Origin of the sequence: Psychrobacter sp. TWR1-1-1 (genome assembly GCF_049895865.1) — a bacterium.
GTDB classification, from domain to species: domain Bacteria; phylum Pseudomonadota; class Gammaproteobacteria; order Pseudomonadales; family Moraxellaceae; genus Psychrobacter; species Psychrobacter immobilis_A.
In genome coordinates this window covers 71,388-96,442 of record NZ_JAFCTE010000007.1, presented here as the reverse complement: position 1 = coordinate 96,442, position 25,055 = coordinate 71,388, and the positions used below count along the sequence as shown (strand labels likewise).

Annotated in this window: 20 protein-coding genes; 12 read left to right on the top strand and 8 right to left on the bottom strand. The window is 43.4% G+C overall.

What is annotated here, in order from left to right; genetic code table 11:
- The first annotated feature begins 241 nt into the window (after window positions 1–241).
- The 3 genes from lon (at window position 242) to ACP69U_RS08710 (ending at window position 4,900) form a co-directional block, all read left to right on the top strand.
- Window positions 242–2,896: an endopeptidase La gene (lon, locus tag ACP69U_RS08720; RefSeq protein WP_314884261.1), complete on the top strand. Its 2,655-nt coding sequence runs from the start codon at window positions 242–244 to the stop codon at window positions 2,894–2,896.
- A 146-nt stretch (window positions 2,897–3,042) separates the two neighbouring features.
- Complete coding sequence (locus ACP69U_RS08715; RefSeq protein ID WP_201502708.1) at window positions 3,043–4,143, top strand: hypothetical protein; 1,101 nt, start codon at window positions 3,043–3,045, stop codon at window positions 4,141–4,143.
- Between the two features lie 199 nt (window positions 4,144–4,342).
- A complete protein-coding gene (locus ACP69U_RS08710) occupies window positions 4,343–4,900 on the top strand; it encodes a superoxide dismutase family protein (RefSeq protein WP_045444459.1) in 558 nt (185 codons plus the stop codon).
- Between the two features lie 116 nt (window positions 4,901–5,016).
- Here ACP69U_RS08710 and topA read toward each other — a convergent pair whose 3' ends face one another.
- Together topA and ACP69U_RS08700 are read right to left on the bottom strand one after the other, a co-directional pair.
- Window positions 5,017–7,683 carry a type I DNA topoisomerase gene (gene topA, locus ACP69U_RS08705; protein WP_314884260.1) on the bottom strand — a complete coding sequence of 889 codons (2,667 nt, stop codon included), beginning with the start codon at window positions 7,681–7,683 and terminating at the stop codon, window positions 5,017–5,019.
- Between the two features lie 287 nt (window positions 7,684–7,970).
- Entirely contained in the window at window positions 7,971–8,567 is a 597-nt protein-coding gene (locus tag ACP69U_RS08700; RefSeq protein ID WP_314884259.1) for a hypothetical protein, read from the bottom strand.
- A 434-nt stretch (window positions 8,568–9,001) separates the two neighbouring features.
- Here ACP69U_RS08700 and ACP69U_RS08695 point away from each other — a divergent pair, with 434 nt between their 5' ends.
- Window positions 9,002–9,541 (top strand): DUF2799 domain-containing protein, encoded by a 540-nt coding sequence (locus ACP69U_RS08695; protein ID WP_426138315.1) that lies wholly within the window; start codon window positions 9,002–9,004, stop codon window positions 9,539–9,541.
- Window positions 9,542–9,698: 157 nt separating this feature from the next.
- Here ACP69U_RS08695 and ACP69U_RS08690 read toward each other — a convergent pair whose 3' ends face one another.
- The 3 genes from ACP69U_RS08690 to ACP69U_RS08680 form a co-directional block, all read right to left on the bottom strand.
- A complete protein-coding gene (locus ACP69U_RS08690; RefSeq protein ID WP_045444454.1) occupies window positions 9,699–10,100 on the bottom strand; it encodes an ExbD/TolR family protein in 402 nt (133 codons plus the stop codon).
- Between the two features lie 82 nt (window positions 10,101–10,182).
- Complete coding sequence (locus ACP69U_RS08685; RefSeq protein WP_426138313.1) at window positions 10,183–10,872, bottom strand: MotA/TolQ/ExbB proton channel family protein; 690 nt, start codon at window positions 10,870–10,872, stop codon at window positions 10,183–10,185.
- A 78-nt stretch (window positions 10,873–10,950) separates the two neighbouring features.
- Window positions 10,951–11,925 (bottom strand): TonB family protein, encoded by a 975-nt coding sequence (locus ACP69U_RS08680; RefSeq protein WP_426138312.1) that lies wholly within the window; start codon window positions 11,923–11,925, stop codon window positions 10,951–10,953.
- Window positions 11,926–12,439: 514 nt separating this feature from the next.
- Here ACP69U_RS08680 and ACP69U_RS08675 point away from each other — a divergent pair.
- The 5 genes from ACP69U_RS08675 (at window position 12,440) to ACP69U_RS08655 (ending at window position 17,117) form a co-directional block, all read left to right on the top strand.
- Window positions 12,440–13,489, top strand: a complete 1,050-nt coding sequence (locus tag ACP69U_RS08675; protein ID WP_314884254.1) for a siderophore ABC transporter substrate-binding protein — start codon at window positions 12,440–12,442, stop codon at window positions 13,487–13,489.
- Window positions 13,490–13,606: 117 nt separating this feature from the next.
- Window positions 13,607–14,707, top strand: a complete 1,101-nt coding sequence (locus tag ACP69U_RS08670; RefSeq protein ID WP_265089717.1) for an ABC transporter permease — start codon at window positions 13,607–13,609, stop codon at window positions 14,705–14,707.
- 115 nt (window positions 14,708–14,822) lie between these two features.
- Window positions 14,823–15,884, top strand: coding sequence for an iron chelate uptake ABC transporter family permease subunit (locus ACP69U_RS08665; RefSeq protein ID WP_314884253.1), 1,062 nt, complete (start codon window positions 14,823–14,825; stop codon window positions 15,882–15,884).
- 100 nt (window positions 15,885–15,984) lie between these two features.
- A complete protein-coding gene (locus tag ACP69U_RS08660; protein ID WP_314884252.1) occupies window positions 15,985–16,755 on the top strand; it encodes an ABC transporter ATP-binding protein in 771 nt (256 codons plus the stop codon).
- A 206-nt stretch (window positions 16,756–16,961) separates the two neighbouring features.
- Window positions 16,962–17,117: a hypothetical protein gene (locus tag ACP69U_RS08655; protein ID WP_314884251.1), complete on the top strand. Its 156-nt coding sequence runs from the start codon at window positions 16,962–16,964 to the stop codon at window positions 17,115–17,117.
- A 131-nt stretch (window positions 17,118–17,248) separates the two neighbouring features.
- On the opposite strand, the gene ACP69U_RS08650 is transcribed toward ACP69U_RS08655, so the two are convergent.
- On the bottom strand, window positions 17,249–18,622 hold the full coding sequence (locus ACP69U_RS08650) for a PepSY-associated TM helix domain-containing protein (protein ID WP_314884250.1): 1,374 nt from the start codon (window positions 18,620–18,622) through the stop codon (window positions 17,249–17,251).
- A gap of 167 nt (window positions 18,623–18,789) precedes the next feature.
- Window positions 18,790–20,877: a TonB-dependent receptor domain-containing protein gene (locus ACP69U_RS08645; protein ID WP_426138311.1), complete on the bottom strand. Its 2,088-nt coding sequence runs from the start codon at window positions 20,875–20,877 to the stop codon at window positions 18,790–18,792.
- A 656-nt stretch (window positions 20,878–21,533) separates the two neighbouring features.
- Between ACP69U_RS08645 and ACP69U_RS08640 the strand changes: the two genes are divergently transcribed.
- Complete coding sequence (locus ACP69U_RS08640; protein WP_270894380.1) at window positions 21,534–22,943, top strand: uracil-xanthine permease family protein; 1,410 nt, start codon at window positions 21,534–21,536, stop codon at window positions 22,941–22,943.
- Between the two features lie 157 nt (window positions 22,944–23,100).
- On the opposite strand, the gene ACP69U_RS08635 is transcribed toward ACP69U_RS08640, so the two are convergent.
- Window positions 23,101–23,766, bottom strand: coding sequence for a TetR/AcrR family transcriptional regulator (locus ACP69U_RS08635; RefSeq protein ID WP_055124609.1), 666 nt, complete (start codon window positions 23,764–23,766; stop codon window positions 23,101–23,103).
- A gap of 254 nt (window positions 23,767–24,020) precedes the next feature.
- Between ACP69U_RS08635 and uraD the strand changes: the two genes are divergently transcribed.
- Both uraD and uraH read left to right on the top strand, forming a co-directional pair.
- Complete coding sequence (gene uraD, locus ACP69U_RS08630; protein WP_045453217.1) at window positions 24,021–24,542, top strand: 2-oxo-4-hydroxy-4-carboxy-5-ureidoimidazoline decarboxylase; 522 nt, start codon at window positions 24,021–24,023, stop codon at window positions 24,540–24,542.
- Between the two features lie 42 nt (window positions 24,543–24,584).
- On the top strand, window positions 24,585–24,953 hold the full coding sequence (gene uraH / locus ACP69U_RS08625; protein WP_270894383.1) for a hydroxyisourate hydrolase: 369 nt from the start codon (window positions 24,585–24,587) through the stop codon (window positions 24,951–24,953).
- The last annotated feature ends 102 nt before the right edge of the window (window positions 24,954–25,055 follow it).

The window sequence follows — 25,055 nt, the reverse complement described above, 5'->3', positions numbered from 1 at the left end:
ACAGAACCCAATAGGTGTTAGCTACGCACTTCTTACCCATGCTCTGTATACATTGAATTTCAGCTAATATTTAAAATTATAAATAACAATATGACTCGCAGTCTTTAGATAGATATAACTATTTTGCGCAGATAAGCGTGTGACTTTGCCTACAAGCCTTGCAATTTTATCGGTGAGCACCATTTATCTAAACATGAACCACGAACTTGACTTTACAAGTCTGGTGAACGAGGAAGAATATATGAGTGAACATAAAATTGCCCAAGACAATATCGACATCGATGTCGACGTTTCATCTACTGTTGCTGATGATCAAGAGCGAGACAGCGCGCCTGACGATGCGACAGGTGATGTAGCTATAACAGCTGATCGCGTTGAAGATGGTGATAGCAAAAATAGTGATGATAAAGATAATGAAGACAAGGACAACACTATTGAAGACGATGACGCAAAAGACGATAGTATAAAAGGTGACGGTACAGAAAACTATTTACCACTACTGGCATTGCGCGATGTTGTCGTTTATCCGCACATGCAGATTGCCTTGTTCGTCGGTCGTGAGCCATCAGTAAAAGCCGTTGAATTGGCACAGGCTGAGTATGGCAATAAAGTCTTGGTCGTGGCACAAAAAGACTCACTGACTGAAGACATCGATCAAGATAACTTGTATCAATACGGTACGGTTTGCCGCATCGTCAGTACCATGCCGCATGACAGTGATGAGAACTGCATCAAAGTACTGATCGAAGGTCAATATCGTGCGCGCGTTGATACTATAGAAAATCACGACACATTATTAATGGCAAGCTTTGAGCGTGCTGACCTTGATGTCAGTATGGATGAGAGCCAGCAGAAAAACACGATTCAAGCATTAACCACATTGTTTGAAAGCTATGCGGATGCGCGTCTGCGTAATGCTCGCGAGCTGACTCGTGTGGCAAAACGTATCGATGACTTGCTTGAACTGGTTTATTTCATCTCGACCCGTGTGTCGATGGATTTAGATATTAAGCAATCATTCTTAGAAAATGATGACCTTAAAACCCATATCAATACTTTAACCGAATATTTGGTTAAGCAGAGTGCTGAACAAAATATCGAGCAAGATATCCAAGAAGCCGTCCGTCAGCAAATGGAAGACAATCAGCGCGAATACTTCTTAAACGAGAAGATGAAAGCCATTAAAAATGAGCTGTCAGATATGAATGACGGTGCGTTCGATGGCGAAGATGATGTGGCTGAGCTAGAGCAGCGTCTAGAAGATGCTGACTTACCAGAAGATGTGCGCAAAAAAGCGGATCAAGAGCTGAAAAAGCTCAAAATGATGCCACCTGCTTCGAGTGAATCGTCAGTCGTACGCAACTATATTGAATGGATTTTGGATACGCCGTGGAATGCCACAACCAAGGTTTCCATCAATTTAGAAAAAGCCAAAACGGTACTAGACGAAGATCATTATGGCTTGCAAGATGTAAAAGACCGCATCTTAGAATATCTCGCCGTACAATCACGCGTGAAAAAACTCCGTGGTCCGATTCTTTGTTTAGTCGGTCCTCCAGGTGTTGGTAAAACCTCATTAGGCGAGTCGATTGCCCGTGCAACGGGTCGTAAGTTTGTGCGTATGGCACTTGGCGGCGTACGTGATGAAGCGGAAATTCGTGGTCATCGCCGTACTTATATCGGTGCGATGCCGGGTAAAATTGTTCAATCATTGGCTAAAGTCGAAGTTAAAAACCCGCTATTCTTATTAGATGAAATCGATAAGATGGCGCAAGACTTCCGCGGTGACCCAGCGTCAGCGTTGCTTGAAGTGTTAGATCCGTCACAGAACGATACCTTTAACGACCATTATCTCGATATGGATTTAGATTTATCGCAAGTGATGTTTATCTGTACCGCTAACAGCATGGATATTCCGCCTGCCCTGCTTGACCGTATGGAAGTCATTCGTCTACCGGGTTATACCGAAGAAGAAAAAGTGAATATCGCGCAGAAGTACTTGGTGCCAAAAGCCATTAAGAATAACGGTCTCAAAGAAGGTGAGATTGAGATTGTTGAAGCGGCGTTGCATAGCATCGTCCGTAGCTATACGCGTGAAGCAGGTGTCCGTAACCTTGAGCGTGAAGTGAATAAAATCTGCCGTAAAGTGGTTCGCGGTTCGGTTGAAACTCATGGCGCACGTGCTCCGAAGAAAGCAGAACGTCAGCTAATTGTGGTCGATGACAAAAACATCGATGACTATCTTGGTGTCCATCAGTATGACTACGGTCTGGCAGAAGAAGAGCCTGAGATTGGTCGTATCACTGGTCTTGCGTGGACACAAGTCGGTGGTGAGCTACTTACTATCGAAGCGGTGGCGATGAAAGGTAAAGGCGAGCTGAGCTTTACTGGTTCGCTCGGCGATGTGATGAAAGAGTCGATTCGCGCTGCGATGAGCGTAGTACGTGCTCGCGGTGATAGCTTGGGTATTGATTACGAGACCTTTAAAACTACCGATGTCCACGTGCATATGCCAGAAGGTGCGACCCCGAAAGATGGCCCATCTGCTGGTGGCGCGCTAACGACAGCGTTAGTATCCGCTTTAACTGGTATTGCTATTCGTCCAGATATCGCCATGACAGGTGAGATTACCTTACGTGGTAAAATCCTGCGTATCGGCGGTCTTAAAGAGAAGCTGCTAGCTGCTCATCGAGGTGGTATCAAGCATGTGTTGATTCCAGCGACTAATGAGCGTGACTTGGCCGATATCCCTGATAACGTTAAAGCTGGTCTGACCATTCAGCCAGTTGCAACGATTGATGAGATATTAAAAGTTGCCTTGGTTAGTATGCCAGTGCCACTGAAACCTACCAAAGTGACGGTCGATAAAACGTCAAGCAAAGCGCTGCATAACTAATCTGATTAGTTACTAATCCAGTCTTACAAATCAAAGAGCCGCTCATCGTCATGATGGGCGGCTTTTTTTTTGGCAAAAATAAAGACCACTCTTAATAATACCTTATGCTATATTTTAGACAAATGTTTATTAATTAGGAAAGTGCAATGTTAAATCATTTAAGGGTGCCTCTAGTTGTAATAAGCACATTACTACCCCTCGCTTTGTTAGGCTGCCAAACCAACAACCTTAATCATTCAGCACAAACCAAGACCGTTATCGACGATAAAAACTGGTCAGCAACCACGCTCGAATCCAGACTGTTTCAAACCACCACAAAATATGAGTGGCAATTAACCTATGTCAGCGATGATAAGGGTCGAATCAAGGCTTTTAACCAAAAGCTGCCTTTGATAATGGAGGTACATCCAAGCCTTTTAATATTTACAGAAGGCTGTCAACGTCACCAAGTTTCTTTTGATATGTGGTTACCATTACCGTACCTTTACGGGCAAATCGATGTCAGAGAACCATCTGATAATGATAACTGCATCACAGTAAACCATTCAATTATCGAAAATTTTAGTAATAAAAACACAATCAAAAACAAAACAGGAAATGTCATAAATAGTGTTTTTATACCCTATTCAGATACAGCTTTCAGATTTGATCCAGTACTACCAAATTCTGCACAGAGTTCTAACAAGACATTAAAACAGCTGGCTCTAAAAACCAATAAAGGAAAAACACTGATTTTTTCGGGTGCGCCCAAGCCTGAATATCCTGTGGCGGGCATACCGCTTATCAATGAATTATTAGAGCGATACCAATGGCGTCTTATTAGTGCAACTGACGACACCAATAAAACTATTAATAAATTTAATCGTCCAGATGTACCTATTACTGCAAACTACAGGCTTGGTTCACATGATTATAGCAATCCTCAGCAAAGTAGTTTTAGCCAAGGTATTGGATTTTCTGTCGGATGCAATGGGGCTGGTGGGTCTTATGCTTTATCTACTAATCAAACGTTGCTAATTGGTGGCAACCCTTCAACGATGGTAGGGTGTGGTGATGACATTGATGATATTGAATCAAGTCTTAGCCGCCTAATGCTTTATAGCTCTAGTCAGTTAACACTGATCAATCTTGATACGCAGAGAGTATCTAATCCTTCTGATAATTCTGAATCCAGCTATCTCCTTACTCAAAAGTTAGAATCAGGCGAAACTTTAGTATGGCAAAACGAAGTAAAGAAAATACCGTAAACAATTTTCAAACCCATACGATACTTACATTTATTAACCGATTGTTGCGCATTTGATGAATAACTATATCTAATCCTTAGCTATACTGATAACGATATTAACGAATGTTTATAGAAATCAAAAAACACTTACCTCTAAACATTTAAGAGTTAGCTTTGTATCAAAAATAACTAAACATTAAAAACCATTGGAGAAAACAATGAATAAGACGATGCTTGCAAGTGCGCTATTATGTGGTTCAGCGTTAGTAATGACGGGTTGCCAAACGGTCGAAGGTCAAATGCAAACTGGCAATCCACTTAGCCAACCCGCCTTAAAATCTACTATTAATGCAGTCGCTGGTAATAAAAATGAAGTGGGTCAAGTATTCTTACGTCCAGTTGATGGCGGCGTACAAGTTTACGGTAAGCTGATGAATTTGCAGCCGGGCAAAACAGTATCATTACATATTCACGAAACAGGCAGCTGTGCTGATATGGGCAAAGCGGCAGGTGGTCACTTTAATCCTGACAATAAGCCTCACTCTAATCCTGATGATATGAATGGTCATGCTGGCGACTTGCCTAATCTGACTGCCAATGCAGATGGCGTGGCTACTATTAACTATGTGAATAAGAAAATCTCTGTCGCTGATGCTGGTAAATATAGCGTTAATCGTCTAGCCTTTATCGTGCATAGCGGTGCTGATGACTATACTAGCCAACCAGCTGGTAATGCAGGCGACCGCGTTGCTTGCGGTATCATCGAAAAGAACTAATAGCATCTGAACTTAGCTGTTATTGATAGCACAACTATGAATAGCACAAAAAAACCTCTTAGATTATCTAAGAGGTTTTTTTATTTAAAGCGATTGATGATAAAAGTAAGACAGACTTACTCCTCTACCCATTTGCCATTACGCCAATACACACCCCAACGTGTGGCCTTGCCATTTTTCTCAGAGCCGATATATTGCTCTTTCTTCTTACGTGACCAGCGTAAGATGGTGGGATTACCATCTGGATCTTCATCTGGACCTTCAAACAGATACTGGAATTTATCTTCCATTTTATCTTTGATTTCGCGTAACTCAGCCAGCTTGGGTGCACGTGTCTCGCGCACTTTCGGGAATTTAGACGCTGCCAAGAACATCCCAGCTGCCCCTTCACGCAAGATAAAGTAATCATCGTGCTTGGTTGATTTCAGCTCTGGCAGATGAATAGGATCCATACGCGGCGGTGCGGCTTCGCCTGTTTTTAACACTTTACGGGTATTATCACATTGCTGACAAGCGAAGTAAGGACCAAAACGTCCCGTCTTTAGCTCCATTTGTCCATCGCACTTATTACAGTCAATAGTTGGAGAATCAGAGCCAGGCACTTCGAACTTGCCTTCTTCTAAGACATAACCATCACAATCAGGATTGTTACCACACACATGCAGCTTCAGACCGCCATCGACGATATAACCATTCATTGCCGTGCTACATTTCGGGCAACGCTTTTTCTCCATCAAATCGCGAACTTCTGCCGCTTCATCATCACCTTCTGCCTCATCAAGATTGGCAAAAGCTTCGACGGGCATTAAATTCTTAGTGCCTTTACAGCGCTCTTTTGGCGGTAAATTATAGCCAGTACACCCTAAGAATACCCCCGTTGAGCCAGTACGTAATTGCATTGGACGATCGCAAAGATCGCAATGCACGTCTGGTACGTCAGTTGGATCATTTGGACGCATGCCGTCTTTTTCTTTGGCGCGATCAAGCGTTGTTTTGAAGTCGCCATAGAAATTATCGAGGACATCTTTCCAATCTGTATCACCTTCTGCCACATGATCAAGCTTGTCTTCTAGCGCGGCAGTAAAGGTATAATCCATCAAATCTGGGAAGCTTGCGGTTAGCCTGTCGGTAACGATATCACCCATTTTTTCAGCAAACAGGCGCTTGTTCTCAAGCTTCACATAGCCGCGATCTTGAATGGTCGAGATGATAGACGCATAAGTTGATGGACGACCGATGCCTTTTTTCTCAAGCTCTTTCACCAAACTTGCCTCGGTATAGCGCGGTGGCGGCTTGGTGAAATGCTGACTCGGATCGAGCTTATCTAGTATTAGTTTATCGCCTTTTTTGACATCTGGTAATAAGGTATCGTCAGTCTTCGCTGGTGGCATAACCTTGGTGTAACCATCAAATTCTAACGTACGACCACGTGCTTTTAACTCGACATCATTGGCAGCGACGAATAGATTCACTGACAAGTATTTTGCTGGCAGCATCTGACAAGCGACAAACTGACGCCAAATCAGCTCGTACAGGCGGATGGCATCACGCTCAACCCCTTTAAGCTGCGTTGACTTCATATTGACGTTAGATGGACGAATCGCCTCATGCGCCTCTTGTGCGCCTTGTTTGTTGCCGTAGAAATTTGGCTTTTCTGGTACGTATTTTGCGCCATAGCTGTCTTCGATATAGCCACGTACCGCAGAAAGTGCATCACCAGATAAGAAAGTCGAGTCGGTACGCATATAAGTAATATGACCCGCTTCATATAAGCGCTGTGCCAAAATCATGGTCTTTTTAACTGAAAAGCCCAATCGTGTGCTGGCTGCTTGCTGTAATGTCGAGGTGATAAATGGCGCACTCGGACGCGACTGCGTTGGCTTCTCTTCACGCTCTTTGACGATAAAGTCACTTGAGTTAAGAATTTCTAAGACTTTATCTGTCTGCTCTTTATTGACTAGCTTAAGCGTCTTGCCGCCTTGCTTGGTCGCCTCTAAGCGAATCGCAATTTGCTCAGCGTCCTTTTTGCTACTGGCAACGTGAGTATCGGCATGAATTTGCCAATACTCTTCTGGTATAAAGGCGCGAATTTCATGTTCTCTTTCTACGACCAGACGCATAGCAACGGACTGAACGCGACCTGCAGAGAGACCGCGAGCGACCTTTTGCCACAGCAGCGGCGATACCATAAAGCCAACGACACGGTCTAAAAAGCGCCGCGCTTGTTGGGCATTGACACGGTCGATATCGAGTTTGGATGGCTGCTTAAAGGCATTTTGAATGGCTGATTTGGTAATCTCGTTAAAAACCACACGCTCATACTTACTGTCAGCGCCGCCGATGACTTCTTTAAGATGCCACGCAATCGCCTCCCCCTCTCTATCCATATCCGTTGCCAGATAGATTTTGTCAGCGTCTTTAGCTAAGGCTTTAAGCTCTTTAATGACCTTAGTTTTATTTGGTAATACTTCATAAACTGCTGCCCAGTCATGTTCTGGATCGACGCCCATGCGCCGTACCAAGGCTTGCTGGGTTTTTTCTTCTTTGCTTAGACTGTCATCTTTTTTGGTCGTTGTTGGTTTTTTTGCACTTTTGCTTGCGCCAACTGGTAGATCACGGACATGACCAATACTGGAGCGCACGATAAAGTCATCGCCAAGGTATTTATTGATTGTTTTTGCCTTGGCAGGTGATTCTACAATCACCAAAGACTTGCCCTTTGGACTGCCTTTGGGATTACCAGCAGCGGGCGCTGGACTTTTTTTGGTTGCGGTTTTTGCCATATGTGACGACACCATTATTATATGAGTAAATTAAAAGTAAGAATAAATACAGCAGCATGGCAATTTATAATTGTGAGTTATAGTAGCGCGGTGAATCATTATAGTAATAGCTGCTTAAAAAAACGTTTATAAAACAAACAATAATCATAAGATAAAGAGTCAGTTATAAAGACGTTACACTGCTAAGCGTTACACTGTCAACTGTAAATGACTGAGAGTTTGCCAAAAGTGCTTGCATATTGCTTATAAATGGAGATTAAAAAATTATTTTCTACCTTGTAGCCGTTTTATAGGCGCTTTTGCATCTCTGACGCCCATTGTTCAAGCTGTTTTTTGAGTACCAATAAATCTGCTTCAATCAATTTTTGCTGATAAGTGGGATTGGATGAAGGACGCACATAAGCGATATCTTCCCAATAAATCACGATACTATTGGCCTTAGTCAGCAAACCTTTAACAAACGGCTCAATACTGACTGGCAAATCTAGCGATGTTTTATCCAAGCTAAAATTGGTCTTCTTGATAATCGTATTATTAGCGCTGTTATTAGCACGAATCGCACTTGGAATCGTGAGCTTAACATCATCTTTGCTTGTATCGACAAAACTACTATCTGGTCGCCATTGCCCATCAATCACTTGATAGCGCGTGTGCGGCAGCTGCACATTATCTAACACTAAACAGTATTGAGCTAACATTCCACGCCCATATTCGTTGTCTTTACCTTTGATCCAATCAGGACAACTCACCAGCTTTGGATTCAATTGCAAACGACGCGCGGTCATGCGCAGCTTATCCAAACGCTGATCGATACCGTTAGGTTTGAGCGCCATCATACTCCCTAATACAAATAGTACAATGATAACGCCAATGAATGTTCCCATGATGGTCCGGCCTTTTGGATAAATGAAAATGTACTAAAAAATAAAACCGCTACTATCTATACGACATGCTACAACAAAGACAGTGATTGCCCAGCTAACTATAAAAAAGTAATCATTGATTGTTTGAACAGTAACTTTTTAACCAGTCATTTTCTAAGCAGTAGCGTTCTAATGAGCGGCTGTTTCACGAATGATTGTCTAAATACTGCCTACTATATAGAAGCTTATAATGAGCACGAACCGTTAAAAATCAAGCATGATAAGTTGATAATCACCAACCACTCACGTTTTCGAATCTCGATGGCTTGGCTATATGTGCTAATAGATCAAACACTTAACTCGAATAAAAAACAGCATAATAATGAGATACAAAAAGTTGTCAGCATCAAAAAGTGCTATGATAAACCATAATTTTAAACGCGCGCAGGTTTATTATGAATTATCTTCTTAAGCGAAACTCATCGACCGCTTCACTAGCGAGCAAACGTGTCCATAAACTCATGAGTAAAACTGGACTTACCCTCTCGCTAGTAGGCGCTGCCTTATTTACCCTGTCAGGCTGTGCAACGACGCAAAATCTTACCCCGCAGCAATGTCAGGAAAGCAACTGGCAAGAAGTCGGCTATGCTGATGGCTTACAAGGGCGTTCAGGTGCTTATTTCGGTCATTACGCTGATAGCTGCGCAAAGGTAGGTGGTCCCATGCCCAACCGCATACAATGGGAGCAAGGGCGACAGCAAGGTCTCAAAAGCTACTGCACCGAGCTCAATGCTTATAAACTTGGTCGCGAAGGCTACGACTGGCAGCCCGTTTGTCCGCTCGAAGGCATCGAAAAGCTAGAAGAAGCTTACGCGCAAGGACGTTACTACTATATCCGCCAACGTGATCTCGATTACCTACGTTCGCCTTATCCGTTTGGCTACGGGCCTGGGCGCTTTGGTTACGGCTATCATCCCTTTGGCTATGGCTGGTAAAAAGAAAACCCCAATGAGTACTTAATTTGAGGTTTAAGTACTCATTGAGGCTGGAGAAAAGTTTATTATTTTTGTTTTATTATTATATTAGCTACCTTTTTGATGGTTGGCTATCTAACAAACATCATATGATAATCATATCGTTTATAGACTCGCCTTATTCATTGACAAAGGCTATCTTTGTAAGTCCTGCTTGACTGGCAGCGGCTAGTACTTGAGCGACCGTGTCATACTTACTGTCTTTGTCAGCACGCAATTGTACAGAAGGGTCTTTACCTCCAGCACTTTGCTGCTGTAACCGTGCCTCTAACTCCTCCATGCTAATCGCATCGCTGTCCCAAAATATCCCTGCGTCTTTATCGATGCTAATTTGAATAGCCTCTGGTGGCGCCTCATTTAACGCAGCGCTGGTCTTCGGTAACTCTAGTGGCACTGTCGGATTCAGTACGGTCGCCGTTAATAGAAATATAATCATCAATACCAGCATGATGTCGATAAGCGGAATGAGGTTCATCTCACTCATGCTTTGACTGTCATCATCACCCAATTGAAATGCCATAATTACTCTCAATACATTTGGTTATTCGCAATATAGCTCGCTTGGCTATCGCCTAACGAACTGCCCCATCAATGGATAGTCGTTAAGGCTGCGACGCGGCTGAATTATGATAATGAGTCACTTGCTGAGCATCTGCTGTGTTTGAGTGCATACCCTTTGCTAGCGAATCTTGGGTAACAGTCGATTTGCTGTCTGTTAACGGCTGCTGGGTAACGACCATTTCGGCAGAACGTGCCAATAAGTCATGCGCTCTATCGTTGGCGTGATACATCACACGGCGATTGATACGCACTGCAAGGTTATAAAATACCACGGCTGGAATCGCCACGGCGATCCCCAAACCTGTCATGATAAGTGCCTCACCGACTGGCCCTGCTACTTGTCCCAAGCCTGCTTGCCCACTCATGCCAATGTTATGTAGCGCATGAAAAATTCCCCATACCGTCCCAAACAAACCGATAAATGGCGCAATTGCGGCCGTCGTCCCAAGAATAGGTAAGCCGCGCTCACTGGCAAAACGGTAACGACCAATATGCTTGAGCAAGATCTGCTCAGTAACCAAACGGCGAGTAGTGGCATCTGCTGCTATCATCTCAGCCTGTTTTACTTGAATCTGTTGACTCAAATCATCTGCAACATTGGCGGCCAATTTGCGGCTTTGTAGCACACGAATGATGCCTGTCACCCAAGAAAGAATAGATAAAGCAAGCAACAAAAAGAACAAAGTTTTTGTCACCATGTCGCTGATTTGCCAGTATTGCATAAAGTCCATGTCAGACTCCTTTGTATTTTATTACCATTGTCCGATTATTTGCGATTGCGCCGATGCTTGGTACTAATAACCATGTATTTATGGCACATTATAAGTAACAGGTAATGTCACATTACCGACGACGGGTACGCCATTTTTAGTAAAAGGTCTGAATTTTCCAGAGCTTACTTGACGCTTTGCCTCTTTATCTACTATTGAATTGCCTGAAGATTGAGCAACCCGGGCACTATCAATACCGCCCTGCTTATTCACTCTTAATATCAATACCACTTTGAATGTATCACCCGAAGATGCTCTACGAGCGGCTCGAGTAGGAAAGCTAAAGTTTGGCGTTGATGCCCAGTCTGCAGCACTAGCAGTAAAGCTCACAGGTTCATTACTTGCAGCGGCTGCTGCTTTTTGCGCGGCATCTTTAGCCGCTTTGTCTTCTGCTGCTTTTCTGGCATTCGCTTCGGCTTGAGCTTCTCGGGCAGCCTTGGCATCGGCTATTCTCTTAGCGTCTTGCACTGCTCTATCATGGGCTTCTTGAGCGGCCTTTTGTGATTCTGCTGCTAGAATCTTACGTCGTTCTTCAGCTTCACGTTGACTATCAGCCATTGAGGTATCGACTTTCGATTCTACTATTGGCTTTTTCGACACCTCTTTTTTAATAATATCCGGCTTCTTTTTTTCTACTTTTACGACAGGTGCTATATCAGCCTTTTTGGCTTTTACCACCGGTTTTTCTGGTGTATTTTGCTTAGCCTTCACTACTGGAGCTACTTTAGGTTTTGACGGTGCTTGTTTTTTAGGTTCAGGTTTTGACTCTGTTTTAGGCACTGCTTTTTTGGGCGTTACTTCCTGAACTTTTTCTACTTCAGGGACGGCTGTTTTGACAGGTAACGTCACCATCTCTATCTCGATAGGTGGTGTGTCTTTTTTTGGTTCAACTTTTATCTCAGGCGTCTTGATCGCCACCAATGCAACTGCCGTCAGCACGTGCAAGCCCACAACTATAATAAGAGCTGCGAGTATCAATTTAAGTGGTGGCGCGTCTAAATCCGTTGAACTCATAACACCCTAATATTCATTAACTGAGGTAGATTGGCGTAGATAATAATGCAAACGATAATTATTATCAATAATAAATTTATAATAATTTTGCTTAGCAGGCAAATGATCGGCCAATCATTTAGCGTTATTAATAAGCAAAATTTGCCTAGGCATTCGACCACCCTTTCTCAAATATCGCTATGCATGCTTATTGTGCCAAGGCAGTCAAACCCCATGTAATAAAGTGACGTAATAAAAACCATTATCATTTGTATTGATAATGAGTCTCAATTAATTTATCATAGCCCCTAATCGACTGCGAATTTTTAAGATTACAAAATCTCAAGATATTAAGGCGTGTTGAACGTCTCAATAGCTAAGCGTAAAAACAAACCATAAAAAATCATAACGTCAAAAGTAATACCGTCGAGCATTGTATGGTGTGAAGCGTTACATCGATGAAGTGCTTTTTACTTTTATATGACCGATTATTTGATACATCCTTTGTCCAACCAGCTGATATACCGAGTTATTTATGTCTATTATTTTATTGCCTAACCGCTCTACTCCTTTTTTCAAACGACCTTTACTGACTGCTATGGTGACCGCTCTAGTTGCTACGATCAGTGTGACAGGTTGTAGCTCACCTGAATCTAACGACTCCGAGCCCGCTGACGCTAAGACTGAAAATCAAACAGCAGATCATGCCTCGAATGTCGCTAATAACGATGCGGTCTCTGTTGAAAAAATCACGGTCGACACGGTAAAAGGCAATGTCGACTTGGCAATGAATCCATCGCCGTTGGTGGTCTATGATATGACATTGATGCAGGATTTGGCCGCGCTTGATGTTGCTGTCGATGGCATGCCAAGCGGTCTGAAATTAGACAATTTACAATCTAAGACACAGCCTGAACCAAAAACTGTCGGCACCGTATTTGAGCCAGATCTTGAGGCGTTGAACGCGATGCAGCCGCAAGCTATCTTGGTCGGCTCACGCATGGCAGAAAAATATGATGCGCTGTCCAGTATTGCGCCAACGCTCGACATGACGATTGATACTGCAAATATCTATGAATCGAGCAAGCAGCGTTTGCATGATTTGGGTGCATTGTTCGGTAAAAGTGCTCAAGCAGCGAAACTGCAAGGTAATATCGATGGGCTCATTGATGAGACCAAAACATTAACCAAAGATAGAGGTAAAGGCTTAGTGGTCATGGTCAATGGCAATAAGCTGTCTGCCTACGGCGACAAATCCCGCTACGGTTTTATCCATACCGTGCTAGATATTCCGATGGCAGATGACCAAATCGCCGATGCGCGCCACGGTCAGCCAATCTCGTTTGAATACATCCAAAAAACCAATCCAGACTGGTTATTCGTCGTCGATCGCAGTGCCGCCATTGGTGAAGATGGTGCTGGTGCCAAAGCCGTATTGGACAATCCATTGGTCGCGCAAACCAACGCATGGAGTAAAAATCAAGTGGTTTACCTTAGCCCAGACTCATATCTTGCCTTTGGCGGTTATTATCAATGGATGCAGGATTTGACGACCATTAAAGAGGCTTTTGCTAACGCTAAATAAATGATGCGTTAAATAAGCAATATGCTACACAAGCAACATGTTAAATAAGCGTCATTCGTTTTTAGGCAACTGTCATCACTGTCAGTTGCCAACCCTAACTTTAAGCCAGTAGCTGATATGCCATTATTTTCCTCTCGTGCGCAGACCAGCGTTAAAGCCCGCCCTACTTTACCAGCCGCATCAACGAGTTGGCAAAAAAGCGCAAGCCATGGTCTAAGTTCTAAAAATCGCCGTGCTTCTATACCGCCGTGGGTCATCAACACGGGCAGCCTCATTATTATGGGGCTTTTGGTGTTATTAAGCTTATCAATTGGGGTGGCTGATTTTTCATGGTCAGGTATATTTCACAGCCTTATCAACCATAGCGCCAACTCCGATAGCTCACTGCTACTGGTCAGTCGCCTACCGCGTACCATCGCTATTATCTTGACCGGTGTTTCCATGGCAGTTGCTGGGATGATTATTCAAGTGGTGCTCAAAAACCGCTTCGTTGAGCCATCGATGGTCGGTGCAACTCAAAGCGCCGCACTGGGATTATTGGTGGTTAGTCTGCTATTTCCAGCCAGTGCGCTCATTGTCAAAATGGGCGTGGCTACCATCGCCGCAGTATTTGGCATGATGCTGTTTATGCTGCTGATTCATCGTATTCCGCCGACGGATTTTTTGATGATCCCGCTAATTGGTATCGTCTTCGGTGGCATTATCGAGGCAGTGACGACCTTTATCGCCTATCAAACAGAATCGTTACAGATGCTCAGCGTTTGGCAGTTTGGTGATTTCTCTGGCGTCTTAGCAGGTCGTTACGAGCTGTTATGGCTGACAGGCGGATTGTGCGTGCTGGCGTATATCATTGCTGACAAGCTGACCATCGTCGGTTTGGGTGACAATATCGCGCTGAATTTAGGCATCAGCAAACGACAAGTGACGTGGGTTGGCGTTGGTATGGTGGCGATGATGAGTGCGGTTGTCGTTGTCACCGTTGGCATGATTCCTTTTATTGGTTTGGTCGTGCCTAATATCGTCAGCCGATTGATGGGAGATAAATTGCGCCGTAGCTTACCAGCGGTGGCATTATTGGGCGCTTCGGCAGTGCTATTGTGCGATATTATTGGGCGCTCGATTCGCTATCCATTTGAAGTGCCTGTTGCGACGGTTTTTGGGGTAGTCGGTACGGTACTGTTTTTATGGCTATTATTACGTGCACCTGCTGAACAATAAAATAACTCGCCATAAAGTTTTTATTCATAATGACTGATCAAACCTCTTTGCCTCTTCTCTCTCTTTTATCGTTGTTTTGTCTGATTAGATAAGCCTAGCACTATAGGATTTACGCATGTTTTCACCGTCTAAGCCTAGCGCCACAGCCAATAACACTATAGATGACAGTGCTTCAGAAAATAACGACAAAACTACTTTTGGACAAAGTTTTGTTGCGCGACTCTGGACATTTATAGCTGGTCACCCAAAATCCATTGCCGCTATCATATTGCTGATCTCAACCATCCTATTTTTGACAGTCAATGTCAACGGGCATTGGGACTTTGCGCTACCACTACGAGGTAAAAAGTTACTGGCGTTAATGGTCGTCGGGTATGCGATTGGCGTATCGACCTTATTGTTTCAGACTTTAACGCACAACCCTATCCTGACGCCGTCATTGCTGGGCTTTGACTCGCTATACGTTTTATTACAAAGCCTGTTGGTTTTCTTTTTGGGGGCAATAAGTTTTACCAGTATCAATCCTCTTGCCAAATTCACTCTAGAAATTGTTTTAATGTTTGGCGCGTCATTATTGTTATTTAAGCTGCTGTTTTCAAAAAGCAGTCAGGATCTGACGCGACTGATATTGGTCGGCGTTATCTTTGGGGTCTTGTTTCGTAGCTTATCAGCCCTGATTGCCAGATTGATCAATCCTGATGATTTCGTCGTCGTGCAATCTGCCAGTTACGCGCAATTTAATACGGTCAATCCTCAGCTGCTTGGTATCAGCATTGTTATCTGTGCCATTAGCGCACTGTTTATCTGGCGCTGGCGTTATCAATGTGACGTATTGATGCTTGGCAAATCACAAGCCATTAACCTCGGTATCAACTATCAACGCTTGGCATTTGGGCTATTAACGGTCATTGCGGTATTGGTCGCCACGGCAACCTCATTGGTCGGTCCAGTGACTTTCTTTGGGCTGTTGGTTTGTGCGCTAACCAATCGTATCGCTCGCCATATGTATCACAGCGAGCGCCTGATATTGGTCAGTTTAGTGGCGATGATTTGCTTGGTACTCGGTCAGACGATATTTGAGCAACTATTGGGCATGGCGGGTGTGCTATCGGTCGTCATTGAATTGGCTGGTGGCTTGGTATTCTTAATATTGATTTTTATGACTCAGCGTCGTTAATATCGTGCTTATTTAATCATCACTGACCTAGTAGCCAATCATCTAAAAACCATTGATATAGTAATGAAAAATCAGATCCTTTGTAAAAATAAGAACCACTATGATTAAACTCAATAACATCTCGCACCATATTGGCAAACAGCAAATTCTTCATAACATTACGTTGTCGTTACCAAGCGCACAAGTGATTGCCCTGATTGGTCCCAATGGCGCAGGTAAATCTACTTTATTTTCGGTCATGGCACGCTTGCAACCGCTACAGTCGGGACAGGTCAGTTTCGCTGTAGATAATGAGGAACGTGATATTGTTAGTTGTCATGCGCGAACTTTGTCTAAAACTGTGGCGATGCTTGGACAAGACAACCAAGTACAAGGACGACTTCGCGTACATGAGCTGCTGATGTTTGGTCGTTACCCTTACCATCAAGGACAGCCAACCGCAGATGATCAGCAAAAAGTAAACGAGATTATCGAACGTTTTGAGCTTGCGCCATTAGCCGAGCGTTTTTTATCGACACTATCAGGTGGTCAGCGTCAGCGAGTATTGATTGCAATGATTGTTTGCCAAGATACGCCTTACTTATTGCTCGATGAGCCGCTCAATAATTTAGATATGTATCATGCTGGTCGCCTGATGCGTGAGCTGCGCGAATTGAGTCATAGCCAGCAAAAAACCGTGGTCATTGTGCTGCACGATATCAATCAAGCTGCGCAGTTCGCCGATACCGTGGTCACTATGAAAGAGGGTCAGGTAATGGCTGTCGGTCAACCTGCAGAGGTCATCACCCAAGCAACCATGAAGGATCTGTATAACGTCGATGTTACCGTGCTCAGTCATCAAGGTCGCCCAGTGATTGTCGATGCGGTTTAAGTATAGAGCTTTGCAAACAATAAAAGGAATTGTTGGTGCATAAAATCCTATTAAATCATCGATGGATAAATTACAAAAACTTATCCCTATTAATTTTAATCATTAGCTTTTGCCTGTGCCTGCATTACGCTGTGAATAAAGAGATAGCAGATACGCTGTTTTGGTTAGGCATGACTTTGTATGTTCTAAGATTGTTGGTTATTCCGATGGATTTTACTCAAAATATTGCTTCAGTAGATTACACAAAAAACTATGATGAAAATAATAGCTGGCATAGAAATGTCATGCTAGGTGAGCTATTTGCCTCCTTGCTCTTTACCGTTGGGATAGCCTACAGTATATTTTTGCAATTAAAGCTTTAGTTAGCGACCTTAATAAATACTATCAAAGATAGCTGTACTCTGTAATATTGACGTTACCACCTTGACCTCTGAAGGTTGCATCATCATTATTATGGATATGGTTTAAGTACAGCATATCTTATAGTTGCTCTTTAATGGCTGGTTTCGCGTAATCGCTTCAAAGAGTTGTCTTTAACCGTCAATTTTTGCCTTTGCTTTAACCGACTTTGACGCCCTTTGACCCACAGATAAACACCTGTGCCAGATAAAACCGCCACGGCTAACCCCGTCAATGCTAAAAATATTTGATACAATAAATGACCTACGCCATGGCTGATATGCCCCATGTGTAGCGTTGCCATCCATTGATCAGCTTGATTACCAAATGAGCTTTGATACCCAAAATTAACACGCTCGACATTGCCTGTTGCGGCGTCAACCGTGATAGATGACGCACCGCCTTTTTTACCGATATCTTTATTGGTTTTAAAGCGCATTTGCCATTGATTGTCCTCTTCTACCCAACGCACTCCCAATAGCTGCTGGACGCTGACGCCATTTTTTTGCGCGGCTATCTCTGCCTGCCTGCTTAAATAAGCAATACTATTAGCCTTGTCTACCTTATTAGTACTGTTCATATTAGTGCCAATAGTAGTCGCCTCATCACTACTAGATTCAGTATTTATCGCAGGCTTATTTTGTTTCTTTTCTTTGCCTTCATCTCTACCTTCAAGTCCTACTAGCGCTTGCATTGCAGGCTGATATATCGGTTTTAAATTAAAACCAACACTCGACCATGCAATGACAAACAACATGAGCCAGAGCCATAAGCCAAACGCATGATGCAAATCATAATTGAGCTTAAAAGTATTGGTTTTTCGGCGGATTTTCCAAGCAGGTAGCCAGCGTTTAAAAAATGAAGCGCGGGGTTTGCCAGATGGTTTTCTCAATGCGGCTTGTTGAGATTTATTGGCGCTAACTGCTCTTGGAAAGGTTAAATAAAAGCCAATAAAGCAATTAATCGTCCAGATTAAAGACACGATACCCAGTATTAATTTGCCGATATCACCTAGCAATAAATCTCGGTGCAACCAGAATACCTTGTACATCGTATTGCGCCATGCCCACGCCTCTTTATCACGCGTACCGATGATTTCACTCGTAAAGGGATCGACATATACCTCTTGAAATGGGGCTTTAGGAGCATTATCTGCTGCCTGACCTCGCGTTCTATCTACCGAAAAAACCGCTGATTTGTTAGGCTCTACTGACGTTGGCATACTAGAAAATTGATACTGTGGATAGGCACTGATAACAGCATCATGCAGTGAGGCGATCGGTAGTGGCGGCTTGTGTTGCGCTTCAATATTTGCCAGCTTGTGATTAAACACATCATCTAGCTCATCATGAAACGCCAATAGCGTGCCCGTGATACCAGCAATGATCAAAAAAGCTGCCATCGCAAGCCCAGTATAACGATGAATCCATAAACAGCTCTGACGCAACGTAAGGGGAAATGAAGTCATTAGTATGATTTTTTTATTCATCGTTTCTTTATTCATTGGTTATTTTGATTGGTATTTACAAAAAGTTGTAATTGCTATCACATGCTTCATCATTTACTGACCATAAAAAAGCCAGCTATCCTATACAGACAGCTGGCCCTTTCATCTATCATCAAGTGACAATAAGATTAGAACTGATATGTCAATGACGCTTTAATATTACGACCTTTCTCAAAGTCAGTAGCAACATCATCAATCGGATTTAGACGAGATGAGTGGCTCGCATAAGCTTCATCAAAAAGATTGTAAACGCCAAGCGTGGCTTTTAATCCATCAACTTGTTTTGGCGAATAGTTCATAAAGATATCATGAACATTATAGCTTGGTTTTTCAATATCATTTTCAGACGTATTCGGCATCACTGAAGCAACATACGTACTGCGCCAGCCGATATCTGTGGTCTCTGTTGGGGCATAAGCCAGATTGACCATATATTTATCGCCTGATTCTGAGCTGCTTCCAGTCACTGAAGGAATGCTGTAGCCCGTTTTTTCACCTTCGCTGCGTGCGCGTGAATAGCTCAAACCCATACTAAAGTTATTCATTTTATAGTCGGCAGCGAGCTCAACCCCTTTAATTTTATAATCTTCATCTTTATTGATGACGCCTTGACATTCACCACCTGATTGTCCAGTGACACAGTCTAAGCCAGCGCGAGTTCCGCCGGAACGAACAAATTCGATGTAGTTTTCGATATCAGTTTCAAAGTACTTACCGCTTAGTTGTAGTGCATCACCAGCTACCGTTAGGTCGCGTAACGTTGTAACGATACCCACTTCAGCATTAGACCCTTCTTCTGCTTTTAAGTCATTATTAACGTAAGTTTTGTCACCATTTGAATTAAAAATGGTTTGGCTTAAGTCTGGGCCGTTAAATAACTGGGTATAGCTAGCAAACACTTGCGTACGTGGCGCAATCTCGTAGCTGGCTGCTAGCGCACCGACGACATTGTCATACGTTTTACCACCAGCAATAAATTCTGGTGCCTCGTAACGGTCATAACGCACGCCTGGCGTCAGCGTCAGTTTGCCCATTTGCCATTGGTCTTCTAGATACACTGAGGTGTTTTTGGCGCTGTCTTTTCCTGATACCGGCAGTTTTGTTGTTCGGTCTTCAGCGCTATAAAAGTCTGACTGCTTTTTATAATGTTCTACCCCTGCGATCAATTTATGGCGTCCTGAGGCTGCATCAATCACACTGGTGTTTTCAATCTTAACACCTGTGGTTTTTACTTTTGCGTCCCAATCATACCCTGAAACAGCCTCAATACCATTATCACGTAAAATTTGCGTTTCGGTTTGATAAACGGTGGTATCAACGTCAATGAGTGAGTTTGCTGGATTAAAGTTATGATCGAGCGTATAAGTATCGCGCTTCACCTGTTGCGGAATCGGTGGCTCAGAGCGACTCGGAAAGTCTGGGCGGAATGGAAAAACCCCTTCTTTATCAGTACGGCTAAAGCTTGCGCCTACATGATGGTCATCACCAACATAAGCACCGGCTTTTAATAAGAAGCTCTCGCTCTCACTGTCTTCAAACAACTCACGGCCGTCGCCGTCTTCACCTGAGCTGGTATCACGCTTGCCATAATACGCCAATAAATCCACATTATCAGACGGTGCGCCAAAAACGGTGGCTGACGTCAATAGCTCATCATTATTACTGGCATAACCGGCTTTTAGCTTGGCACCAATCTTTTGACCGGGCTTTAATAAATCTGCAGCATCTACCGTTTCAAACGCGACCGCGCCGCCTAAGGCATCATTACCGAGCGTGACAGAATTGTTACCCACCGCCACATCCGCTTGTTTTAGCAAGTCAGGGTCAATAGTAATGTCACCCATATGATAAAAAAGTTTGCCTTCTTGACGCGCCCCATCGATAGTGACTTTTAGGTTGCTGTCTTCAAGACCACGAATACGAATACGCTGATTGACCGCAGAGGTACCACCTACCGTAACCCCAGGAACGACATTCAAAAAATCGCTCAAATGGCTGGCTTGCTGCGCTGGCGTATAGTCTTCTATGTAAACAGAATCGGTTTGCACTTTATCACGTACTGAGCTATTGGCTGTCACCGTAATGGTCTGCAACGTGGTGCTTGGCATGTCTTCTGCAGGTGCTGCACTGACTGCTTGTGACCATAATACCGCTGCCACGCCCATGGACAATACCGTCATTTGACTAGATAGTTTTGATAACTTTACTTCACGCATAACACACTCACCTTATTGACTATCACAAATTAGAATTTTTAAGAGCTATTTACTGTTGAGCACAGCTTGTGGCAGTTGCACCGCTTATTATTGAAAACCATTTTTTAGACGATTAGAGTCTTGACAAAGCTAAAGTCTTTCATACGAATAACAATGTTAATGATAATTATTAGCATTTTAATAGTGAGAGGCATAATAACGAAGTACTAACAATTTGGCAATAATAAATGCGAGAAATCTAATATTAAAAAATAGCGCTAAATCTGGCTGACTTATTCCGTTTTGTTGCTTACTGTTTTTAGACGAGTAGAAATAGCCAGCAAACCAAATCCGCTGCGCTATGTTCGTCTAATAGACTGTTATTATTTAAGAAATAAAGCCATCAACATGAAAAAAAACGTTGCAATAGCCAACCCTTTCACTATACCCTTAGATAGTTGACCAATTAGTCAGGTTTAAACCTACGACTATTAGTCATATTGATAAATAATAGCTAGCTGCTGATATTTATTAGCACAAGGATAAGTGCGACTCTTTGTGAGACAACTAAGCAATATGAAGATAAACGGTGTGTCGATATCCATCTCTAAACTCATCACAATGCTTAGCTCTCTCCACAGAGCTTGGACTAAAAGTCACTTTAGGAGGAAGCCAAGATGAGCGAACACATTCAAGGGAACCCCGATTTACTATACGGATTGCATGACCGCCCTACCCCTACAAAAGCCTTTTTGGGCGCAGTACAACACGTACTTGCCAGCTTTGTCGGTATCATCACCCCCTCATTAATCATAGGCGGCGTCTTGGGTTTGGGGGAACATATCCCTTATCTCATCAGCATGTCATTGATGGTATCAGGGGTCGCTACCTTTATTCAGACGCATAAAGTTGGACCAGTAGGTTCAGGTCTTATGGCATTACAAGGAACCAGTTTTGGCTTCTTGGCCGCGGTATTGGCGGCAGGTTTTGTGGTAAAAAACAAAGGGGGGAGTCCGGAGGAGATTCTCTCTGTTATCTTTGGCGTCTCCTTTCTTGGTGCCTTCGTTGAGATTTTCTTAAGCCAATTCATCACCAGACTCAAATCTCTGATGAGCCCTATCGTGACGGGTTGTGTGATTGTGACTATCGGTCTGTCATTAACCAAGGTTGGTCTGACGGATTTGGCAGGCGGCGTGGGCGCTGAAGATTTCGGGAGTATACAGAATCTGCTGCTCGGTGGCGGGGTCTTGGTCAGTGTGGTATTGATTAGTATTGTTAATAATAAAGTCATTCGCTCCAGTGCTATTTTTATAGGGTTGATGCTTGGTCTGATCGCAGCCATTCTTATGGGACGTATTGATTTCTCTTTGGTCTCTGACGCCCCTATCTTTACGCTACCTGTGCCATTCAAGTTTGGCTTTGGGTTTGATTGGCAGGCTTTTATTCCTATCGCCTTTATGTATGTCATTACCAGTATTGAAACCTCGGGTGATTTGACGGCGACTTCGATGATATCGGGCGAACCCATCAAAGGACCTTTATACGAAAAACGTATTAAAGGTGGCGTATTGGGAGACGGTGTCAACTCATTAATTGCGGCGGTGTTTAACACGTTCCCTGTGACGACTTTTAGCCAAAACAACGGCGTGATTCAGATGACTGGTATTGCCAGTCGCTATGTGGGCTTTTATGTTGGGGCTATCTTGTTCACTATGGGGCTATTTCCTATTTTGGGTGCTATCTTTACCCAATTGCCAAAACCAGTCGTTGGCGGCGTGACGTTATTGATGTTTGCAACGGTAGCAACCGCTGGTATTCGCATCCTATCAACGGTCAACTTTACCCATCGCAATATCTTAATCATTGCCACTTCGCTAGGTCTGTCTATGGGCGTGGCTTTTGTACCTGATGTATTCGCACAAGCGCCTCAGCTTTTCCGTAATATCTTTGGTTCGGCGGTTACTATGTCAGGTATTGTGGCCATTACTCTCGATATGATTTTGCCCAAAAACTACGGTGTCGAATTTGATACGGCAGAACAGCATCTGGATGACGGTCTAAAGCCTCTTAGACAAAAGGCTTCTTAAACGTACGTTAGAATAGTCAAACTCTTTACCAATCAGCCTTGCTGTTCTTGGTTCTGGTTCTGAACATTGACTCTTTTAGTTCTCATTAATACGAAAGCATTTAAAGTACTTTCGTATTAATGGCACGTTATAGACGTAAAATAATAGTACATAAGCACTACTCAAGACCACAGCCACGCAAAATAAACGGCACTAAAAAGTCTGCCGCCCGCGCTTCATCCTGCTGATCGTACTCACTCTTTTCCATCAAACCAACGATTTCCGTCTCAAATTCCGCATATCGCTGCGTCGTTGCCCAAATCAAAATCAATAGCTGTAAAGGGTCAGCGATGCCAATTTTGCCTTGCTCATGCCAAGTTTTCATCACTTGTGCCTTGTCTAGCGCCCACGCCTTCATGGTCGCCGACATAAATTCATGCAGGTGCGGGGCACCGCCAATGACTTCCAGCGCAAATAATTTATGGCGATTGGGATGAGCAAACGCTTGATGCAATTTGGTACGGACAAACTTTTCGATGACCGTTTTAGGGTCACTATCGACACTCATAGCGACCAAGCCATCGTTCCACTCTTGAATAATAGAATGCAGCACTGCTTGGTACAGATTTTTTTTATTCTTAAAGTAGTAATGCACGTTGGCTTTTGGCAGCTCAGCTCTATCGGCAATACCTTGCATCGTCGCACCGCGGAAACCTTGCAGCACGAACTCCTCTTCTGCCGCCGCCAAAATGACGGTTTGATTGTGGGCGCGGATATCTTGCTGATTGCGCTGTACAGGTGCGTCAGACGCGGCTTGTGGTTCTATATCGTTATGTTGAGCCATGATTAATGTTACCTGTCATTATTGTGATGAATAAAGAGCCATATCCCAGCCAATAACTGGATTCATATGCTAATTTTTATGGAATATCACCAGCCTAAATAAAATATTTGCATAAAGTAGTTGACCAAATGGTCAGGTTTAAGCAGAATAGCTCATAGTAAACCAATTATTAATCGATAAATACTACTTTAGCATGAGATGTTATCGAGAAATGTTACTCCACCGCTTTTGTCAGCAAAGAAAAGGATGTCATAGTGAAATTATCTTTACAGCAGTTTAATGAGCTCTCAACAGCTGAGGCAATTTCACATCTATTGACCTGCTGTACCAGCACCCATTGGGCGCAGGCTTTAGAAAAAAAACGTCCTTTTGCTGATATATCTACATTACTTGCTCATAGTGATGATGCTTGGGCACAAGCACAGACAGCAGAAGCCCAGTTACTAGAGGCTTTTGATGGTCATCCACAAATCGGCAATGTCGACTCGTTAAAAGAAAAATACCGCAATACTCAAGACAGTGCTGCCCATGAGCAGTCAGGTGCCAATGATGCCAATGACGAGGTGATTGAAGCTTTGGCACAAGGCAATCAAGACTACCTTGATAAATTTGGCTTTATCTTTATCGTATTTGCTACCGGTAAGAGCGCGCAGCAAATGCTCGATTTATTGTTAGCACGCCTGCCCAATGATCGCGCTACTGAGCTGGTCAATGCGGCGGCTGAGCAAAATAAAATCACCCGCTTACGTTTACAGAAACTGCTGAGTGACGCTTAACGCATTCAGCCCATCTGACTCATTTATATAAAAGGAATTATTATGTCAGGTACTCTCTCATCGCATATTTTAGATACCCATTTGGGCAAACCAGCCGCTGGTATTACCGTGACGCTAGATCGCGTGAGCACAAGTGGCGAGGCATCTCTATTAGCCAATGGCGTCACCAACGCGGATGGACGCGTGGCACCAGATAGCTGGTCTTTTGACCCAACGATTGATATTGCTGAATATCACTTAGATGTTGGTCGTTATACCTTAACCTTTGATACCCAGTCTTATTTCGATGCACAAAATCTCACGGCTTTTTATCCACAAGTAGTCATCGATTTTATAATAAGTGATAACGGTCACTATCATGTACCGCTACTGCTTAGCGCACATGGCTACAGCACATACCGCGGCTCTTAGTTATGTAGTTATGTAGTTATGTAGCATCACCATATAAAAGAACATCATAAAAGCACGTCGCCATAGCAAAACGCGTCGAAAGATTGAAAAAAGCTGAACAAA

Excerpts from the sequence above, each read along its gene's own strand:
- lon (WP_314884261.1), top strand. The coding sequence starts at position 242 with ATGAGTGAACATAAAATTGCCCAAGACAATATCGACATCGATGTCGAC.
- ACP69U_RS08715 (WP_201502708.1), top strand. The coding sequence starts at position 3,043 with ATGTTAAATCATTTAAGGGTGCCTCTAGTTGTAATAAGCACATTACTA.
- ACP69U_RS08710 (WP_045444459.1), top strand. The coding sequence starts at position 4,343 with ATGAATAAGACGATGCTTGCAAGTGCGCTATTATGTGGTTCAGCGTTA.
- topA (WP_314884260.1), bottom strand. The coding sequence starts at position 7,683 with ATGGCAAAAACCGCAACCAAAAAAAGTCCAGCGCCCGCTGCTGGTAAT.
- ACP69U_RS08700 (WP_314884259.1), bottom strand. The coding sequence starts at position 8,567 with ATGGGAACATTCATTGGCGTTATCATTGTACTATTTGTATTAGGGAGT.
- ACP69U_RS08695 (WP_426138315.1), top strand. The coding sequence starts at position 9,002 with ATGAATTATCTTCTTAAGCGAAACTCATCGACCGCTTCACTAGCGAGC.
- ACP69U_RS08690 (WP_045444454.1), bottom strand. The coding sequence starts at position 10,100 with ATGGCATTTCAATTGGGTGATGATGACAGTCAAAGCATGAGTGAGATG.
- ACP69U_RS08685 (WP_426138313.1), bottom strand. The coding sequence starts at position 10,872 with ATGGACTTTATGCAATACTGGCAAATCAGCGACATGGTGACAAAAACT.
- ACP69U_RS08680 (WP_426138312.1), bottom strand. The coding sequence starts at position 11,925 with ATGAGTTCAACGGATTTAGACGCGCCACCACTTAAATTGATACTCGCA.
- ACP69U_RS08675 (WP_314884254.1), top strand. The coding sequence starts at position 12,440 with ATGTCTATTATTTTATTGCCTAACCGCTCTACTCCTTTTTTCAAACGA.
- ACP69U_RS08670 (WP_265089717.1), top strand. The coding sequence starts at position 13,607 with ATGCCATTATTTTCCTCTCGTGCGCAGACCAGCGTTAAAGCCCGCCCT.
- ACP69U_RS08665 (WP_314884253.1), top strand. The coding sequence starts at position 14,823 with ATGTTTTCACCGTCTAAGCCTAGCGCCACAGCCAATAACACTATAGAT.
- ACP69U_RS08660 (WP_314884252.1), top strand. The coding sequence starts at position 15,985 with ATGATTAAACTCAATAACATCTCGCACCATATTGGCAAACAGCAAATT.
- ACP69U_RS08655 (WP_314884251.1), top strand. The coding sequence starts at position 16,962 with ATGGATTTTACTCAAAATATTGCTTCAGTAGATTACACAAAAAACTAT.
- ACP69U_RS08650 (WP_314884250.1), bottom strand. The coding sequence starts at position 18,622 with ATGACTTCATTTCCCCTTACGTTGCGTCAGAGCTGTTTATGGATTCAT.
- ACP69U_RS08645 (WP_426138311.1), bottom strand. The coding sequence starts at position 20,877 with ATGCGTGAAGTAAAGTTATCAAAACTATCTAGTCAAATGACGGTATTG.
- ACP69U_RS08640 (WP_270894380.1), top strand. The coding sequence starts at position 21,534 with ATGAGCGAACACATTCAAGGGAACCCCGATTTACTATACGGATTGCAT.
- ACP69U_RS08635 (WP_055124609.1), bottom strand. The coding sequence starts at position 23,766 with ATGGCTCAACATAACGATATAGAACCACAAGCCGCGTCTGACGCACCT.
- uraH (WP_270894383.1), top strand. The coding sequence starts at position 24,585 with ATGTCAGGTACTCTCTCATCGCATATTTTAGATACCCATTTGGGCAAA.